This window comes from Kocuria rhizosphaericola (assembly GCF_044462205.1).
Taxonomy (GTDB): Bacteria; Actinomycetota; Actinomycetes; order Actinomycetales; family Micrococcaceae; genus Kocuria; species Kocuria rhizosphaericola.
This window is the reverse complement of sequence record NZ_JBISWK010000122.1, coordinates 30,340-47,382: the sequence shown is the minus strand read 5'-3', so window position 1 is coordinate 47,382 and position 17,043 is coordinate 30,340. Positions and strand designations below refer to the sequence as shown.

12 protein-coding genes and 1 pseudogene are annotated in these 17,043 nt (G+C 69.2%); 8 read left to right on the top strand and 5 right to left on the bottom strand.

Annotated elements, in window-relative coordinates; translation table 11 throughout:
• Positions 1-13: 13 nt before the first annotated feature.
• Positions 14-1,048, bottom strand: a complete 1,035-nt coding sequence (locus ACH9D2_RS12660; protein ID WP_396361156.1) for an IS110 family RNA-guided transposase — start codon at positions 1,046-1,048, stop codon at positions 14-16.
• A 334-nt stretch (positions 1,049-1,382) separates the two neighbouring features.
• Between ACH9D2_RS12660 and ACH9D2_RS12655 the strand changes: the two genes are divergently transcribed.
• The 4 genes and pseudogenes from ACH9D2_RS12655 (at position 1,383) to ACH9D2_RS12640 (ending at position 5,255) form a co-directional block, all read left to right on the top strand.
• A complete protein-coding gene (locus tag ACH9D2_RS12655; protein ID WP_396363159.1) occupies positions 1,383-2,462 on the top strand; it encodes an IS110 family RNA-guided transposase in 1,080 nt (359 codons plus the stop codon).
• A 201-nt stretch (positions 2,463-2,663) separates the two neighbouring features.
• Positions 2,664-3,137 (top strand): annotated as a pseudogene (locus tag ACH9D2_RS12650) (DDE-type integrase/transposase/recombinase); the annotation flags it as partial.
• Positions 3,138-3,171: 34 nt separating this feature from the next.
• A complete protein-coding gene (locus tag ACH9D2_RS12645) occupies positions 3,172-3,447 on the top strand; it encodes an integrase core domain-containing protein (RefSeq protein ID WP_396363158.1) in 276 nt (91 codons plus the stop codon).
• Between the two features lie 758 nt (positions 3,448-4,205).
• Entirely contained in the window at positions 4,206-5,255 is a 1,050-nt protein-coding gene (locus tag ACH9D2_RS12640) for a homocysteine S-methyltransferase family protein (RefSeq protein WP_396363157.1), read from the top strand.
• 457 nt (positions 5,256-5,712) lie between these two features.
• Here ACH9D2_RS12640 and ACH9D2_RS12635 read toward each other — a convergent pair whose 3' ends face one another.
• Positions 5,713-6,333, bottom strand: coding sequence for a dihydrofolate reductase family protein (locus tag ACH9D2_RS12635; RefSeq protein WP_396363156.1), 621 nt, complete (start codon positions 6,331-6,333; stop codon positions 5,713-5,715).
• A 165-nt stretch (positions 6,334-6,498) separates the two neighbouring features.
• Positions 6,499-8,154: an HNH endonuclease signature motif containing protein gene (locus tag ACH9D2_RS12630; protein ID WP_396363155.1), complete on the bottom strand. Its 1,656-nt coding sequence runs from the start codon at positions 8,152-8,154 to the stop codon at positions 6,499-6,501.
• A 421-nt stretch (positions 8,155-8,575) separates the two neighbouring features.
• Here ACH9D2_RS12630 and ACH9D2_RS12625 point away from each other — a divergent pair, with 421 nt between their 5' ends.
• Both ACH9D2_RS12625 and ACH9D2_RS12620 read left to right on the top strand, forming a co-directional pair.
• On the top strand, positions 8,576-9,358 hold the full coding sequence (locus ACH9D2_RS12625; RefSeq protein ID WP_396363154.1) for an SDR family oxidoreductase: 783 nt from the start codon (positions 8,576-8,578) through the stop codon (positions 9,356-9,358).
• A 317-nt stretch (positions 9,359-9,675) separates the two neighbouring features.
• On the top strand, positions 9,676-10,848 hold the full coding sequence (locus ACH9D2_RS12620; RefSeq protein ID WP_396363153.1) for a YbfB/YjiJ family MFS transporter: 1,173 nt from the start codon (positions 9,676-9,678) through the stop codon (positions 10,846-10,848).
• 214 nt (positions 10,849-11,062) lie between these two features.
• On the opposite strand, the gene ACH9D2_RS12615 is transcribed toward ACH9D2_RS12620, so the two are convergent.
• Positions 11,063-12,364 carry an Nramp family divalent metal transporter gene (locus ACH9D2_RS12615; protein ID WP_396363152.1) on the bottom strand — a complete coding sequence of 434 codons (1,302 nt, stop codon included), beginning with the start codon at positions 12,362-12,364 and terminating at the stop codon, positions 11,063-11,065.
• A gap of 444 nt (positions 12,365-12,808) precedes the next feature.
• On the opposite strand from ACH9D2_RS12615, the gene ACH9D2_RS12610 reads away from it, so the two are divergent.
• On the top strand, positions 12,809-14,320 hold the full coding sequence (locus ACH9D2_RS12610; protein WP_396363151.1) for an MFS transporter: 1,512 nt from the start codon (positions 12,809-12,811) through the stop codon (positions 14,318-14,320).
• 57 nt (positions 14,321-14,377) lie between these two features.
• On the opposite strand, the gene ACH9D2_RS12605 is transcribed toward ACH9D2_RS12610, so the two are convergent.
• Positions 14,378-15,358: a patatin-like phospholipase family protein gene (locus ACH9D2_RS12605; RefSeq protein ID WP_396363150.1), complete on the bottom strand. Its 981-nt coding sequence runs from the start codon at positions 15,356-15,358 to the stop codon at positions 14,378-14,380.
• Between the two features lie 684 nt (positions 15,359-16,042).
• On the opposite strand from ACH9D2_RS12605, the gene ACH9D2_RS12600 reads away from it, so the two are divergent.
• Entirely contained in the window at positions 16,043-16,969 is a 927-nt protein-coding gene (locus ACH9D2_RS12600) for a M12 family metallopeptidase (RefSeq protein ID WP_396363149.1), read from the top strand.
• Positions 16,970-17,043 lie beyond the last annotated feature (74 nt).

Below are 17,043 nucleotides of genomic sequence, written 5' to 3'. Positions count from 1 at the left end.
TAGGGCCTCTGTGTCAAGGGAGGGCCGGTTTGTTGGCCGTCAGGTCCTTGAGCATGGTGCGGTAGACGACGTTGCTCAGCCGACGTTTGAGGGCTCTGCGGGCCTCGCGCGGGGTCTTGCCCTCCTGGATCTTCTTCAAGTAGTACTCCCGACCGAGGCCTGCATGGCTGATCTGACACACCGCCATAACGTGCAGCACCGAGTTCAGCTGACGATTGCCTCCGGGGTTCAGACGCTGCCGCATGTTGTCCCCGCTGGAGGTGTCCAGGGGTGCGGCACCGGTGTAACTGGCGAAGTGCCCGGCCGAGCGGAACCGGCGCACGTCCCCGACCTCGCCCAGAATCTTCCCGGCCTGGATGGTGCTGATGCCCGGCAGCTCCATCAAAGAGGTGCCGGTGATCTGCAGCTCCTCGGCGATCCGTTGCTCGTAGTCGTCCATCAGCTTCTCCAGCCGGGCCACCTCACCGATCAGATCCCGTGCCAGATCGCGCCGGCACTGGGCGATGGCTGTGGCCGGGCGCACCGTGCGCACCGCCGCCTTCGCTTTGGTGAGGTTCAGGCCTCGGGGCACGCCACCGGGGATTAGATCTCGGAGCAGGTCGTGGAGTCGGTTCAGGGCCCGGGTCCGTTCACCTTTGAGCGCGTCACGCTGGTGAGTGAGCAGGTCCAGGATCTCGGTATGGTCCTCGGCCATCACCCGCCGCAGACCCTCGTGGTGTTGGGCGGCCCATCCTACGGCCCGGGCGTCAGCGGCATCGGTCTTCCGCCCGCCGCCGGTGTGCAGCACCCGGGCCTTCATCGACAGGGTCGAGGGAACATCGATGACCTCGTGGCCCTGGCTGATGAGGTACTGGGAGATGCCCCGGCCCAGGCCTTTTGCGCCTTCGACGGCGAACAACGTCTGGTCGAACTGGGAGGCCCAGGCCAGCACGGCCGGGCCGGTGCCCTTGGTCACGGCGAAGCGCCGCGTGGCACGGGTAGTTCCATCAGCCTCAAGGGCTACGGCGGTGAGCGAGGACTTGTGCGGATCGATCCCGATGATCGTCATGGCAGACTGCTTCCACTGGCAGGGATATGAAGCTCCCTCGGTGGGCACTCTGACTTCAATCCACCTGCACGCCTCTGTCGAACCACACCCAGGGCAGGTGGCGGCCGGCCGGGCACCCTATCAATGAGCCAGCCCCCTTCCAGGGGCGACAAGAAGCTTGCGGACCAGCGCCGACCGCCACTCTCAACACTACGAAGCTGCAGACTCCCCAGTGCCGGCCACCACCCATTCATGACAAGTCAGGAGCGTGCGCTGTTCGGCGTCCGATTGAGGCGTGCCCGCCGGGGGCTCGTCCTGCCTTTCGATCAGGCATGAGGAGCACGCGGAGGTAGCCATGGTCACAGTCGTGGGTATCGACACCCACAAGAACACCCACACCCTGGTCGCCGTGGACGGGCTTGGGCGAAGACTCCAGGAGCTCACCGTCGAGGCCCGGCCCAGCGGACACGAGAAGGTCCTGGCATGGTTGAGCTCCCAGGGCGCGGTGAAGGTAGCGGTGGAGGACTGCCGACATCTCTCCCGCGCCTTGGAAGTCGACTTGTTGCTGGCCGGCCATCTAGTCGTTCGGGTGCACACCCGGTTGATGGCCGGAATGCGCCGCGGGGCCAGGGAACGCGGCAAGTCCGACCCGATCGACGCTGAGGCCGTCGCCCGCGTCGCACTGCGCGAGGACAAGCTGCCGACCGCGGTGCTGGCCGGCCCGGAACGCGATCTGAAGCTGCTGGCCGACCACCGCCGATCCATGGTCGCCCGGCGCTCGGCCCTGCAGTCGAAACTGCTATGGTTCCTGCACGAGATCGACCCGGCCATCGAGGTTCCCTCCCGGGCCTTGCGCCGCTACTGCATCCTGGACTCCCTGCAAGAGCAGCTGGCCGGCAAGGAGGGGGTGGTGGCCGAGATCGCCGGGGACATGATCAGCGAGATCACCGGGCTGACCCGGCGGATCAACGAGCTCGAGGCGCGGCTGGGGCGACTGGTGCGCACCGAGTACCCGAGTCTGCTGGCGGTACCCGGCCTCGGAGTGCTCGGTGCCGCGACGATCGTCGGGGAGACTGCCGGGGCGGCGCGCTTCCACTCCAAGGACGCCTTCGCCCGGTTCAACGGCACCGCCCCGATCCCGGTATGGTCAGGCAACCACGAGCGGTTCCGCCTCAACCGCGGCGGCAACCGTACGATCAACACCGCCCTGCACATGGCCGCCGTGACTCAGCAACGGCTTGGCTACGAAGGAGCGGACTACGTGGCCAAGCAATTGGCCCGCGGCAAGACCCATACCGAAGCGATGCGACTGCTCCGACGGCGGATCTCGGCCCGAGTCTTCGCCGCCCTGCGCGCCGATGAGAAGGCCAAGGAGTCACCAATCGACCTCAGGCATCGCCCCGGCCCGGAACCAGTTCTCGAGGTTGCTGCTTGACATAGGAGCATCGGGGAGCTCGATCCCCGCAACCGTTGATCGCCGGGTTCATCGACCAGATGAGGGCCGAAGGCTACGTATCTCGAGTCGGTCTGCGCGATCCTGTGTCAGCAGGGCGTGCCGGTCGCCGCGAGAACCTACCGGTCCTGGAGGCAGCCCGGTCGGCAGCCTGCCGCGCGCACGGTCAGCGGCGCGATCCTCATGGATGCGCTGTTGGCGACCGTGGGCATCCCGGAGGGCCTCTACGGCCGGCGGGAGATGACGGTTTACCTGCGCCGGTGCGGGCTGGCGGTGGCGCACTGCACGGTGGATCGGTTGATGCGCGCGCTCGGGGTGGCCGGGGTGGTGCGGGGCAGGCAGGTGCGCACCACGGTCCCCTCCGCCGACGGGGCTAGGGCCGGTGACCTGCTCAATCCCAACTTCACCGCGGAGGCGCCGAACACGGTTCGGGTCGCGGACTTCACCGACGTGCGCACGTGGGCCGGCTTCGCCTACGTCGCGTTCATCGTCGATGTCTTCGCCCAGCGGATCGTGTCCTGGAACGCGGCCATCACGCGCACCACGGACCTGGTGCTGACTTGCCTGCGGATGGGCCGGTGGGATCGGACCCGCCAGGGGCTGGTGCTGCCGGAGGGGCTGATCCAACACCACGACGCCGGATCCGAGTACACCGCGCTGCGCTTCACCGCTTCCCCTGGCCCTGGAGGGCATGGCCCCGTCGATCGGTTCGGTCGGGGACGCCTACGACAACTGCCTCATGGAATCGATCATCGGCCTGTACATGACCGAGTGCCTCCGCCCGGGCTCGTTCGTGAAAGCACCGCTGAAGACCGTCAGCGACGTCGAGTACGCCACGATGGCCGGGATCGACTGGTACAACAACCGCCGGTTGCACTCCACCCTGGGCAACGTCCCACCGGCCGAGTTCGAGGCCGCCCACTACGATCAGATCACTGCACCACCACCTGCGGCGCAGCCCGTATGAAACGGCAGAGAAGCCGTGACGGTTCACAGATCAGGACAGTGGTGGGGTAGTGTTTGACGTGGACATATAGAACTCGCCTTCTAGTGTCTGCGGCTCGCTCGGTCTTACTGGACCGAGCGGGCCATTTTTAGTTGGTGGTGAGTGGACCTACCAAGGAATGAAAGGGAGCCTTCAAGGGCCCTGGGGGCTGAAGTCTTCTCCCAGTAACGCCAGGTAGAGGCTGTGGCACCACGATCCACGCCTCCGTCGGCCCGACGGCGCCACTGACGGTGACCGGCCGGAGCGGACAAGCCTTGTCGCTCCAGGGCCTCGTCGAGTACTCACTGCGGGGCCCGCCCGGAAAGGGAGTTGGGCAGGGGCGGCAAGGGGTCGGGGGAGACCGCGGGCAACGAGCAGGATGTCGTGACAGAACTCTTGGGGGTCGGGAGCGGGCACAACAACATCCCTCCAGGCAGCCCTGCGGGCACGCCCCGTCGGATGTCATCTGAGGGTGCGGCAGTTGCCTTCATTCGCCGGAGTGGACGCCGCCACGAAGCAAATCACAGAAGACCGCCACGGAACGACCACATCTACAGGCTGAGGTTTTCCGGGGCGTTCTGCAAAACGACGATCCGTGTCGAAATGTGACGGCGGAAGGCAGCCGGTAGCCCACAGACCGGGCAGGTGCGTATCTTCCCGTCTAGCTGCACGACGCCGGGGCCGCTTGAGAGCGGCGCCGGCTCGTTCAGTCTCACTCAGTCGAGATTCGAGGAGGCCGCATGGCCGCTACACCCACGCTCACCGACCGTCTGGCAGCAGGTCCTGTCATCTGTGCAGAGGGCTTCCTGTTCGAACTGGAACGGAGGGGATACCTCAGCGCGGGCGAGTTCGTTCCCGAGGTCGCGCTGGAGTACCCGGAAGCCCTGCGCGCGCTGCACGTGGACTTCCAGCGCGCCGGATCGGACATCGTCGAGGCATTCACCTACAACGGACACCGCGAGAAGATGCGAGTCATCGGCAAGGAGGATCTGCTCGAACCGCTCAATCGATCCGCACTGCGGATCGCCCGAGAGGTTGCCGACGCCCGTCCCGGTGACCTGATGGCGGGAAACATCTCGAACACCAACATCTGGGATCCGTCCGACCCGCAGAGCCAGGCCAGCGTGCGGGCGATGTTCGAGGAGATGGTGGGGTGGGCGGTCGCGGAGGGTGCCGACCTGATCGTCGGGGAGACCTTCTACTACGCCGGCGAAGCACTCGCCGCCCTCGACGTGGCACAGAAGTCCGGTTTGCCCGTCGTCATCACTCTCGCTCCGATGGCCTTCGAGGAGATGGCGGACGGGATCGGTGTGGTGGAAACCGCACAGCGCCTCGAGCAGGCCGGGGCCGATGTCGTGGGCATGAACTGCTTCCGGGGCCCGGAGACGATGATGCCGTGGGTGAGGCAGATCCGTGAGGCGGTCTCGTGCCACGTCGCCGCGCTTCCGGTGCCGTATCGGACGACGAACAGCGAGCCGACCTTCTTCAACCTCAGCGACCCGCGGGCACACGTCGCCTCTCCGCACCACCGGGCGTTCCCGACGGCGCTGGACCCGCTCGCCACCAACCGGTACGAGATCAGGCGCTTTGCGGAAGAGGCCTTCGAACTCGGTGTCCACTACCTCGGCGTATGCTGCGGCGCCTCTCCGATGCACATTCGTGAGGTCGCGGAAGCTGTCGGGCGTGTGACTGAAGCAAGCCGGTTCTCCGAGCGGATGGAGAACCACTTCATGTACGGCAGCAATGAGCGTCTCCCCGCGCACATCGTCGAGCTGGGCGACCGCGCCTGAGGAGGGGGTCCCTCACTTGCTGTTGCTCTGCGCCCGTGCCGTTCCGCCCGGTGGTTCCTCTGACGTCGTAGTGGGTGGCTCGGTGATGGGTCTGCACCCAGGGTCGGCGCAGAGCAACAGCAAGTACGGAGTTGATGGACCAGCTCAGAGCGGGTGGCCCTGGTTCCACGGTGGCGCACCAGAGGAGGGGCTCCAGACGGGTGCAAGCAGCACCATCCAGTCACGGCAGTGCTGTGGAGGCAGAAGCGGCCGAGGAAGTCAGAAACGGTCAGGCCTGTAGATGAACGCTGACAACTCGAGGGAAAAATCTACCCGTATTGGAGATGGCGAGACGCCCGGTATCGTGCGGCCTGCGTAAGCGCACTTCATGACAACTGGACCGGATTCCCGCAGGGCCGGACCGCCGTCGTCGCGCACGAGAGCTCGGGACCCCGGTCTTCGGACGATCGGCCGGCACCTACGGTGACGGTTGCGAGATGTCGAGGCCCGTGACCGGGTCGCCGGCCGGTTCGTACACGAGCGAGATGGCTCCCCTCGGAAACGCCCGCGGCGGCTCGACCAGGACGAAGGCGGCCGGGACCGTGCCGCCGCCGAAGAGGCGCTTGCCCGAGCCCAGGACCAGCGGGTAGATGATGAGGTTCAGCCGGTCGACGAGACCCTCACTCAGCAGGGTCGTCACCAGGTCACCACTGCCGATGACGTGGACCTCGTCGAAACGGTCCTTGAGCGCTCGCACCTCGGTCGCGACATCCGTGAGCACCGTGGTTCCCTCCCACGACGGGTCGGACAGTGTGCGCGACACGACGAACTTCGGCACCGCGTTGAACTTCGACGCGATCGGGTCGTCGTCGCCGTGGGGCGGCCAGTAGGCGGCGAAGATGTCGTACGTCCTGCGACCGAGCAGCAGCGCATCCAGTCGCTCGATGCCGGCGCCGATCGTCGCGCCCGATTCGTCGTCGAAGTACGCCCCCTGCCAGCCGCCGAACTCGAAGCCGCCCGCACGGTCCTCGTCGGGTCCGCCGGGCGCCTGGTAGACGCCGTCGAGGGTGAGAAAGAGGTCGACCTGGATGATGCCCATGGTGTGGTCCTTCGGTGAGCTCCTGCGACATCGGCGGTGCACCATCTTTTCGCCACGGATTTCGGCCGTCAACCCTTCGCCCGCGGTGACGGCCGTCCTGGTCCTCAGGGAGCCAGCATCTCGCCGACCGGGCCGACCCGGTTCGCGTCTCCCACCGGCCACACCTCAGAAGGGCGGTGGATCGTCGACCGGTCCGCCGGGTGGCGCGCTGCCGACCGGGTCCAGGGGTGGTGGGTCACCGGCAGGCCGTCCGACGGCGGGCGGGGGCCTACGGTCAGCGAAGGCGCCCCAGCCACCGACGTGCTCGGGCACGGGCCGGTGCACGAGCCCGCCCGGCGAGGTCCACTCCAGCACCGCGGCGCGCTCGGCCGGGGTCCCGGCCGTTCCGTCCTCCGTGCCGGCCATGACCCGCCGCACCGACCAGCGCCCGAGGTGTCCCTCGCGGTGCTTGACCCGGTGGTGGTGCCGGCACAGTGCGGCCAGATTGTGTTCGGCCGTCGTGCCGCCGTCTGCCCAGGCCACCGTGTGGTCGAGCTCGCAGCCCTCGGCCCGGCGCCGGCACCCCGGGAAGCGGCAGGTGTCGTCGCGCAGCTCGACCAGGCGCCGCAGGTCCCGGGGCACGGCGTAGACGGTGCGGTCGTGGTCGAGGACCACCCCCGTCACGGGATGGGTCAGCACCCGGTGCCAGGCGCCGGCTCCGGCGGCCAGCTGCCGGGCCACCTCCGTGCTGATCGGGCCGAAACCGGACAGCATCGGGACGCCGCAAGCGGCCGGGTCCGCGCCGGCGCCTCCGCCGGCCAGCAACGCCACCGGCACTGTCACGCTCACCTGTGCCCGGACCCCGCGCGGGAAGCGCGGCGCGTCCGGCAGGACGCCGTCCAGCAGCAGGTCCGCCAGCACGTCGGCACGCAGCTCTCCGGCCGAGCGCGGCTCCGCGTCCTCCGGGCCCTCCGACCGGGGCCGGCAGGTGGGGCCGAGAGAGCCCGGTGCGGGCACGTCCTCGCCCAGCAGGGCGACCAGGTCCTCGAGCCTGCCGTGCACGGCGACCGCCACGTGCGCGTCCAGCAGCGCGTGCAGATAGGCCGTCCCGTCGGCGGCCGGCTCCACCCACACCGCACGGTTCTTCCGCGCGGTGCGCCGGCTGCGCTCCTCGGCGTCGGCCACGAGCACGGCCCGCTGGGCGCGAGCCGTCGCGCGCAGCTGCGCGGCCGTGGCGTGCGGCGCCCGCTCCAGCAGCTCGGTGATCAGCCGGCAGACGGCCTCGACAGGCGGCGGGACGCACTGCCAGGGAGTCCAGGTCGGCGCCTGTGCGATGAGCTCGCGCCACTGCTCCACCATCACCGTGGCCTGGGCGGCTCCGATCCGGCCCTCCTCCAGGGCCGTCAGGACCTCCGGCAGCATCTCTGCCAGGACCACGGCGTCCTCCACCCGCCGCCTGGCCGTGCCGGACGGCAGTCGCAGGGCCGGCCCCACCTCGGCCGCCACGTCCACGACCAGCTGGTGCTCCGCCTCGGCCAACGGGCCCAACGGGTCGGGACGGACGAATCTCTGGGAGGACATCTCGAACTCGGCCCGCGCCATCGCCTCGAACCGGGCGGCCGTGCGAGCCGCCTGCGCCGCCAGCCACAGACGGTGGATGCACCGCATCTGTGCCCCCACCGCCCGGGCCTCCGCGGCAGCGGCTTCCGCGAGCTCTGCGGCGGCGGCCCGCACCACCTCGCACCGCGCCGCGGATCCCGTCCTCTCCGGCAGCACAGACCCGGCCGGAGATCCCTCGGGGGCCACCGAGGGCCGGGCCCGCCACTGCGCCGTCGCCGTCATGACCCGATTCTCCCCACCACCTCCGACGGGCTAAGACCTGGGAACGTTCCTCGCCGAAGTCGGCATCCTCTGCATTCGGTGACCCGCGGGCCGGGAGCGCCCGGTGGTCCCCGCGCCGGTCGGTGCATCGTCGTGGAACCGCGCATCAACTGGCGCAACCACCGTCCGCGCGTCGCCATGGCGGCACAGGGGACACCTCAGGACGGGGCGCTGCGGCCACCACGACCTGCGGTTCGACAGGACCGTGCGCGACACCGTGGTCCTCTCCGCCACCGGCCCGGAGAGCCCACCGCGGGCGTGTCCCCGATCGTGAGGTCGTGCACCCGGGGCGCGGCCCTGGAGTTCTCGGTCACGGCGGAAATACCATCAGCTCCGAGGGCCCGCGGAATCCAGGGCGGTCCCGGGCGGGAAAAGGTGGTGGATGATGCAGGGCAACGACAAGAACCTGAAGGTGGCCGTCCTGGGGGCCACCGGGCAGCTGGGCGCGCCGGTGGTGCAGCACCTCCGGGATCGCGGCGCCGTCGTCGTCGAGATCTCGCGCCGGCAGGGCGTGGACGTCTGGTCCGGTCACGGTTTCGAGGCTGCGCTCGCGGGAGTCACGACAGTGGTGGACTGCCTGAACGTGGCGACGCTGTCGCGGAAGCGCGCCGTCGACTTCTTCGCCACCACCGCACGCCATGTCCTGACCGCGTCCGAGCAGGCGGGTGTGTCGCGGATCGTGTGCGTCTCCATCGTCAACGCTCGGCTGCCTGAGGTGCACCGATGGATGGGCTACTACGCGGGCAAGGCCGCCCAGGAGCAGGTCTATCGCGCCGGACCGGTCCCGGTCGCGGTCGTCGCCTCGACGCAGTGGTACGAACTGGCCGAGACCCTCCTGTCGCAGACCCGCATCGGTCCGTTCTCCTTCGTGCCCGGACTGCGCTCCCGGCCGCTGGCCGTCGACGAGGCCGCCGCCTTCGTGGCCGACCGTGCCGTGGAGCACGAGGACGCCGAAACGTCCGTTTCCGACGCCGTCATCGCCGGCCCCGAGATCCGGGACATGGCGGAGCTGGCCCGTGCGGTGAACGAGCGTCGAGGAGGACACCGGAGAGTGGTCAGGGTGCCGGTGTCCTTCACCGCCCTGGGCCAGGGCGGGCTCCTGCCCCGGGGCGACTTCACGAAGGCCTCGACCCGCTTCGAGGACTGGCTCAGCACCACCTCGTGAGCGACGACGCCGGCACCATCTCCACGCCAGGCCGAGGGCGGTGGTGCCGCGGAGGCCTGCCCGGATGGCTGACCTCGCCCGGGAGTCGACAAGGACCGAGTTCTCGGTGCACGATCCGACCGAAACGGGACCCCGGACGGGACGCCTCCGGGCGCCGGGCACGCGGTGCCCACCGGGGAAATGCCATGCTGAGGTCGGTCGGTGCTGCCCCGACCGGTCCGGTCCACGGTCGGTCCGGCGCTGACCGCGACTCCTGCCCGGATGCCCGCGGAGCAGGCCGAGCCGACCCGGCTCCACCACGAGAGGAGATCCTGCCCGTGCTGCAGAAGACACCGTGGGTGTGGGCCGTCGTCGTTCCTGGAGCCGCGGCGATGGCGCTGGCCATGGGGGTGGGCCGGTTCGGATTCACCCCGATCCTGCCGCTGATGCAGGACCAGGCCGGCCTGGCCCCGGCCCAGGGGGCCCAGCTGGCCACCGTCAACTACCTGGGCTATCTGCTGGGCGCGGTGCTGGCGCTGGTGCGCCCGGCAGTGACCTCGTCGGTCCTGGCGTTCCGGGTCGGGCTGGTCGTCCAGACCGCGAGTCTGGCCGCCATGGCCGCAACCACCTCCGTGCCGGCATGGGCTCTGGCCCGGCTCTGCTCCGGGGTGGCCAGCGCCGTGGTGTTCATCGCCGTGGCCGGGGTCGTGGCCGCACGGCTGTCGCACGGAGGAGCGCGCAGTGGCGGCTGGGTCTACGGCGGCATCGGTGCGGGCATCGCGCTGTCCGGGGCGCTCGTGCTGGCCCTGGAACGCGCCGGGACCTGGAACACGGCCTGGTGGGCCTGCGCGGGGGCCGCCGCGGTGCTGGGCGCGGTCGCCTGGGTCCTGCCGGTGGGCCGCGCTCCGGGCCCCGTCCCGGCCCCGGCGTCGCGAACCGGCTTCGGTTCCCCGGTCCGGGCGCGTCCGGGTGTCCGTCGCTCGTTCGTGGCGCTCGTGGTCAGCTACCTCCTGGAAGGCGCCGGCTACATCATCGCCGGGACGTTCCTGGTGGCCGCGATCCGTGCCACCTCCCCGGGGTGGATCGGCAGCAGCGCCTGGGTGGTCGTGGGCCTCGCGGCACTGCCCTCCTCGGCGCTGTACGCCCGCTTGGCCTCCTCGTTCCTCCCGGCCACGGTGCTGCGCACGGCGCTGCTGGTCCAGGCCGTCGGCATGCTGCTGCCCGCGGTGTTCTCCGGCAGCGGCGTGGCGCTGCTCGCCGGGATCGTGTTCGGGGGGACCTTCCTGGGCATCGTCTCCCTGGGCATGGGCACCGGGGCCCGCATGGGCATTCCGCGCTCGGCAGCCATCCTCACCATCGCCTTCAGCATCGGGCAGATCCTCGGGCCGCTGGCCGCAGCGCCCCTGCTGGGCGGCGGATACGCCCCCGCCCTGGTGCTCGGCGCCGTGATCGTGACCCTGGCCGCTGTCCCCACCCTGCTCATCCGCACCGACAGACACCCCACCGGCTGATGCTCTTCGTGCGCGCGGCCGGGAGTCACGCCTGGAAACCGGAGTACGGTGTCGCGGCGCGCGGATGCAGAGGGGTTTCACGCCCGTGGCGGTGCAGGCCACTCCTGCACCGCCACGGGGTCGTTCCTGTCGGCGTGGATCCGGGATGGGCTGTCGAGACGGGGCCGCGTGGTGCGGCACGACCGTCCGGCAGAGCAGATCCACGGCCTGCGCCTCAGCCGCCGAGGACGGGTGCGAGGGTCTTGACCAGCTGCTGTACGCCCAGGACGGCGAACAGAAGTGCCGTGATTCCCAGGGCGATGTTGGTGTGCAGCCTGTTGGCCCACTTCTTCGGGATCCGCTTGCCGTTGAGCAACCCCAGCAGCGTGAGGGCGAGGAAGGGCATGAAGAGCGAGCCGAGCATGCCGTAGACCAGGATCAGGCCGATCGGCTGGCCGAGGGCGAAAAGGATCATGGGCGGGAACGTCAGCCACAGCACGTAGAAGCGGAAGTACTTCCCGCCGACGCGGGTGTCGGGGTGGCCGGACTCCTTGCCGCGGACGTTGCCCCAGAAGTCGGCGAACATGAGGGAGACACCGTTCCAGACACCGATGATCGAGGAGAAGGACGCGGCCCAGAAGCCGATGAGGAACCCGGTGCCGACCACGTCCCCGTACTCGGCTCGCAGTACGGCGTAGAGGTCGAGGAGACCCTCGTCGCCGGAGCTGAGTGCCAGGCCGGCGGAGCGGACCACCTCGGCGCCGACGATCAGCATGGCGATGACGAAGATGCCCGTGACGACGTAGGCCATGGAGTTGTCGATCCGCATGACGCGCATCCACTTGGGGGTGAACCAGCCCTTCTCCCTCAGCCAGTAGCCATAGGCGGCCAGCGTGATGGTACCGCCCACGCCCCCGGCCAGCGCCAGGGTGTAGAGCACGCCGCCCTCCGGGATGATCGGCACGAGACCCTTGAGCATCTCGGGGATGTTGGGGGTCGCGATGACGGCCAGCCCGACGACGGTGACGAACATCAGGCCGACCAGTGCGGCGGTGATCTTCTCGAAGGTGGAGTACCTCCCGAACCAGACCATGACGAAGCCGAGGAGACCCATGACGACGGCCCAGGCCCAGAGCGGCAGGACGGGGAAGACCGCGGCGAGGGGAAGGGCCGCGGACGACATCGCTGTGGCTCCGTAGACGAAGCCCCAGATCATGATGTACGGGCCGAAGTACCAGGTGGTCCACCGGCCCAAGGACCGCCAGCCCTCGAAGATGGTCCGGCCGGTGGCCAGGGTGAAGCGTCCGGCGCCCTCCACGAGGATGATCTTGAGGACCACTCCGAGAACCACGGCCCACAGCAGGCCGTACCCGTACCGGGAGCCGGCCACCAGCGTGGCGACCATGTCGGCGGCGCCCACGCCGGTGGCCGCGACCACCAGGCCGGGTCCCACGATCTTCCACTTGGCGGGTGCCCCGCCGTCGTCGTCCGCGCGGGCTTCGTGGGCCGCGAAATCTGTTTCGTTCTGGTGACTCATCTATTTCCTCGAGAGATCGGTCATGTGCACGCGGTGGCACCTGGGGGGAAGGGGCGCAGGGCTGTTGATCGGCGGGATCGTCGTGCGGTGCCGGGAGGCCGGGCCTCCCGGGCGGACAGGAGCCGGCTGAAGGGGGAGAAGAATTCGACCGGACAGCTCCGGTCCACGCCGGAGTCCTTGAGCCCCGAATCACCCTACCGGGCGGGAAGGCGCGTCCTTCCCCACGTGGAGAGCGACAAGTGGCGAGGGTCCCGGCGGCGCACGTTCCGACGAGGGAACCGAGTTCTCGCACTCCTCGTCGAGGTGGGCCCGACCGGCGTCGTCGGTGTGCTGGACCGCTGCGGGAACTGCTGTGGCACGCCGGGCACCAGCTCGTTCTGCCCGGTGGTCCGAGCCGGCGACCAGGCCGTTGGCGTGTCCGCGACCGTCACTACACTGAGCCGCATGAACGAGCAGGAACCGGGCCTGTCCCGGGCCGCTGCGGCTCCCGTCGGCCGTGCGGCACTTCCCGCGGACGCGACCGTCACGTCCGCTCCGATCGACGACGGCGGGGCCCCGGGCCTGGCCGATCCCGACGTGGTCGACACGTCCCTGCGCAGTCCGGCGCAGCGGTCCCGCACCTTCGCCGGGATCCTGGTGAACACCGCGCTCGCCAACATCACGACCAGCTTCCTCTGGTTCGCCCTGACGTTCTGGGTGTACCTGGAGACGCGCAACGTGATCGCCACCGGAGTGGTCGGCGGCGCCTACATGCTGCTGATCGCCATCTCCAGCATCAGCTTCGGCACGTTCGTGGACCGCTACCGCAAGCTCGCCGTGATGCGCTTCGCCGCGGCCTTCACCCTGGTGATGTTCGTGCTGGCCGGGGTCCTGTTCCTCCTCGCCCCGGCGGCCGCGATGGCGGACCTGACCCGGCCGTGGATCTGGGTCTTCGCCCTGGTCGTCCTGATCGGGGCGGTGGTGGAGAACATGCGCAACATCGCCCTGTCCACCACGGTCACGATCCTCATCGAACCGGACCGGCGCGCCAACGCCAACGGGCTGGTGGGCATGGTGCAGGGTGTGATGTTCATCGTCACCTCGGTCCTCTCCGGCCTGTCGGTCGGACTGCTGGGCATGGGCTGGACGGTCGTGGCCGCCGTGGTGCTCACGGCTGCGGCCTTCGTGCACCTCTTGACGCTGCGCATGCCCGAGGAGGTGCGCGCCGCGGCCACGGACGCCCACGGCGGCTTCGACCTGCGAGGAGCCTTCGCCGCCGTGCTGGCCGTGTCCGGGCTGTTCGCCCTGATCCTGTTCTCGACGTTCAACAACTTCATCGGCGGCGTCTACATGGCGCTGATGGACCCATACGGACTGGAGATGTTCCCCGTGGAGATCTGGGGAACGGTCTTCGCGCTCGGCGCCACCGGATTCATCGTCGGTGGGGCGCTGATCGGCAAGTTCGGGCTCGGACCCAATCCGCTGCGCACCATGCTGCTCGCGGTGATCGCCATGGGCGTGCTCGGCGCGGTGTTCACCGTGCGGGAGTGGGCCTGGCTGTATGTCCTCGGCATCTGGCTCTACCTGGTGCTCGTCCCCTTCGTGGAGGCGGCCGAACAGACGGTCATCCAGCGGGTCGTGCCGCTCGAGCGGCAGGGCCGGGTGTTCGGATTCGCCATGGCGTTCGAGTCCGCGGCGGCACCGATCACCGCGTTCCTCATCGCGCCGGTCGCCCAGGTCTGGATCATCCCGTACGCGCGGTCCGCCGAGGGCGCCGCCCAGCTGGCCCCGTTGCTGGGCGAGGGCACCTCCCGCGGCATCGCCCTGGTGTTCCTGGTGGCCGGGATCATCATGGTCGCGGCGGCGCTGCTGGCCTTCCTGACCCCGGTCTACCGCCGGGTCTCGGCGTCGTACGCGCGCGTGGCCGCGGGGGAGGCCGGGGACGCCGGACCCGGCGTCCCCGCGTCCCCATCCTGACGAGGAGCGAGGGCGGGGGCCGGCGGGCTCGGCAGGGCTGGTGGACCCGACGAGGCGTCAGCGGTGTTCGGCGATGTAGCCGCTGAAGTCCCACGGCGGACGGTGGGCTGAGCCGTCGAGGAACTTCTCGGCGGCCTTGCGTCCGTTCTGGTAGAGGAAGTCCCGGTCGGCGTCGGTGAGGTTGAAGTCGGTGGCGCGGATGGCGCCGGTGTCGACGAAGATGGTGCGGGCCTGGGCGTCGGGGGACTCGATGTGCATCTGGTCGTAGAACCCGGTCATGGTCTTGAGCATGGCCCGGCTCATGCTCACGGGCCCCTTGATCGGGTACTTGGTGCCCTGGACCGCGTCCGGGTGGGCCGAGAGCTTGATGCCCAGGGTGGGCCAGCGCGGGGCCGTCCCCGCCGGGGCGTCGAAGACGCTGATGGGATAGTTCGAGAGCATTCCGCCGTCGACCAGCCACGTCCTCCTGCCGTCGGCGGTGTCCCAGCGGACGGGACGGTAGAAGAACGGAATGGACATCGACGCCCGGACCGCCTCGACCACGTGCTGGGCGCCCCGGTCACGGCCGAAGTCGTCGTAGTCCCAGGGCAGGTAGCGCAACCTGCCCCTGCTGATGTCCGAGGCGGTGACCACCAGCCGGAAGGCCCGCCCCGGGGCGGGGGGCCGTTCGTCGTCGCCGTAGGGCAGGTCGGCGAAGGTCCGCACCCCGTACTCGTCGAGCTGGGACTGCAGCCAGGACCGGAGGTGCTCGCCGAGGTAGATGCCGTTGCGGGCCAGGATGCTGGCGGCCTTGCCCGGTGTGTACCTCGTGTAATAGGAGCCGTCGCGGAAATCCGGGTACTGGACGGAACCGATGATGTCCACCAGCTTCTTCGCCGGGGCTCCGGCGGCGACGAGGGCGCCGACGATGGCCCCGGCAGAGGTGCCGGCGACCCGTTTGAAGCGGTAGCCGCGCTCCTCGAGGACCTCGATGGCCCCGACCAGGGCGATGCCCTTGACGCCCCCGCCCTCCAGCACCAGATCGGCATACTGTTCCATGCTGCCCACGCCCCTCAGGCATGTTGGTCTGCTGGAACCAGTAGAGCAAATGACTGGTGGACACGGAACCGTCGAGCGGTATCGGATCCCGTGTGACGAGAAAGAAATCACCCGGGGACGATCTGCAGGAACAGGAATTTCTCGTCTTTCCGGCAGCACAGGGAAACGTGTTCCGGCCGAACCACGAACGTCGGCACAGGGGCCCTTCATGTTGGTGTCACATGGTTACAGCCGCAGCACAGGAACGGTCACCGTCTTGGAAGGGCGGCCTCGCACGTGGTTCCGTCGATGCATATCACTTCGACGGTCCTTCCCGGACGCGGCGACAGGCGATGGAGGCCGGGGGTCGTCCTGCACCGTCGGCACCGGTCCTACAGGAACGATGTCGGCGCAGGTCAGACGCTGAATATTCCCGGTGAGACGGAAAGTCGCACCGACACCGGGGGAACGCGCCCGGTCGGTGGGAACTGCTCGCGTGAGGGGGGCGGCATCGTCCACCTGGTTCCTGCGGTGTCGTGAACTGCCTTTCCTGCCGGGAGCCGTGCCCGAGATCGATCGACCGGTGTTCGTCAGGAGTCGGAAATGGCAAATTCTCCAGTTCGTCCTTATTGCGCGGTCAAGCCTCGTATTGTGCGTCCTCTGCCCGACGGGCTGGTGGGCGTCAGGCAGCGACTCGTACGGGTGATGGCCCAGAAATGGGTCAACGGAACAGTCCTCCACTACGCGTTCCTGGAGGGACCCGAGCCCCAGCGCCACGCTGCGCGGGGCGCGTTCCAGGAATGGAAGGACCTGGGGATCGGCCTCGAGTTCCGGGAGGTGGACGAGCCGGGGGAGGCGGAGGTCCGGATCTCCTTCGACCAGGCCGGCGGGTCGTGGTCGTTCCTGGGACGGGACGTCCTGAGCATCGGCGCGCAGGACGCGACCATGAACTTCGGCTGGGACCTGACGGATGCGTACGGCCGCACGACGGCGTTGCACGAGATCGGCCACACGATGGGCCTGCCCCACGAGCACCAGAACCCGTTCGCCGGAATCGTGTGGGACGAGGCCAGGGTCTACGAGTTCTTCGCCGGAGCACCCAACCACTGGTCGTCGGAGACGACGCACCACAACGTCCTCCGCAAGCTGGGACAGGACGAGGTGGAGGGCTCGACCTGGGATCCCGACTCGGTCATGCAGTACTCCTTCCCCGAGGGGCTCATCAAGGAGCCCGCCCGCTACCAGCCCGGAATCAGTCCACCGGGCGGCCTGTCCGCCAAGGACACGGAATGGGCGCGGAAGTTCTACCCGGTCCTGCCGGACGTGCTCCCGACCCTCGAACCCTTCCGGTCCACGCCCCTGACCCTGGATCCGGGGCAGCAGGCGGACTTCGGGATCATTCCCGACGCGTCGCGGAAGTACCAGGTCGCCACCTTCGGGACGGCCGACACCACCTTGGTGCTGTTCGAGGAGGTCGACGGAGAGCTGCGCTTCCTCGCCGGCGACGAGGACAGCGGGGAGGACCGCAACTCCAGCCTGACGGCGAAGCTCTTCCGGGGGAGGCGGTACGTCGTGCGCGTCAGGCTCGCGTGGGCAGGACAGTCCGGAGACACCGCCATCATGTGCTGGTAGCCCGGCCTGCGCTCCACCCGGTCCCCTGCGCGGCAACTCCTTCGCTGCACGGCGACGAGTGGGACAACGGCTAC

What these genes read in the sequence shown, in the direction of transcription:
- ACH9D2_RS12640 (WP_396363157.1), top strand. Translation starts at nt 4,206, where the DNA reads ATGGCCGCTACACCCACGCTCACCGACCGTCTGGCAGCAGGTCCTGTC.
- ACH9D2_RS12605 (WP_396363150.1), bottom strand. Translation starts at nt 15,358, where the DNA reads ATGGAACAGTATGCCGATCTGGTGCTGGAGGGCGGGGGCGTCAAGGGC.
- ACH9D2_RS12625 (WP_396363154.1), top strand. Translation starts at nt 8,576, where the DNA reads ATGATGCAGGGCAACGACAAGAACCTGAAGGTGGCCGTCCTGGGGGCC.
- ACH9D2_RS12615 (WP_396363152.1), bottom strand. Translation starts at nt 12,364, where the DNA reads ATGAGTCACCAGAACGAAACAGATTTCGCGGCCCACGAAGCCCGCGCG.
- ACH9D2_RS12630 (WP_396363155.1), bottom strand. Translation starts at nt 8,154, where the DNA reads ATGACGGCGACGGCGCAGTGGCGGGCCCGGCCCTCGGTGGCCCCCGAG.
- ACH9D2_RS12610 (WP_396363151.1), top strand. Translation starts at nt 12,809, where the DNA reads ATGAACGAGCAGGAACCGGGCCTGTCCCGGGCCGCTGCGGCTCCCGTC.
- ACH9D2_RS12600 (WP_396363149.1), top strand. Translation starts at nt 16,043, where the DNA reads ATGGCCCAGAAATGGGTCAACGGAACAGTCCTCCACTACGCGTTCCTG.
- ACH9D2_RS12655 (WP_396363159.1), top strand. Translation starts at nt 1,383, where the DNA reads ATGGTCACAGTCGTGGGTATCGACACCCACAAGAACACCCACACCCTG.
- ACH9D2_RS12645 (WP_396363158.1), top strand. Translation starts at nt 3,172, where the DNA reads ATGGCCCCGTCGATCGGTTCGGTCGGGGACGCCTACGACAACTGCCTC.
- ACH9D2_RS12635 (WP_396363156.1), bottom strand. Translation starts at nt 6,333, where the DNA reads ATGGGCATCATCCAGGTCGACCTCTTTCTCACCCTCGACGGCGTCTAC.
- ACH9D2_RS12660 (WP_396361156.1), bottom strand. Translation starts at nt 1,048, where the DNA reads ATGACGATCATCGGGATCGATCCGCACAAGTCCTCGCTCACCGCCGTA.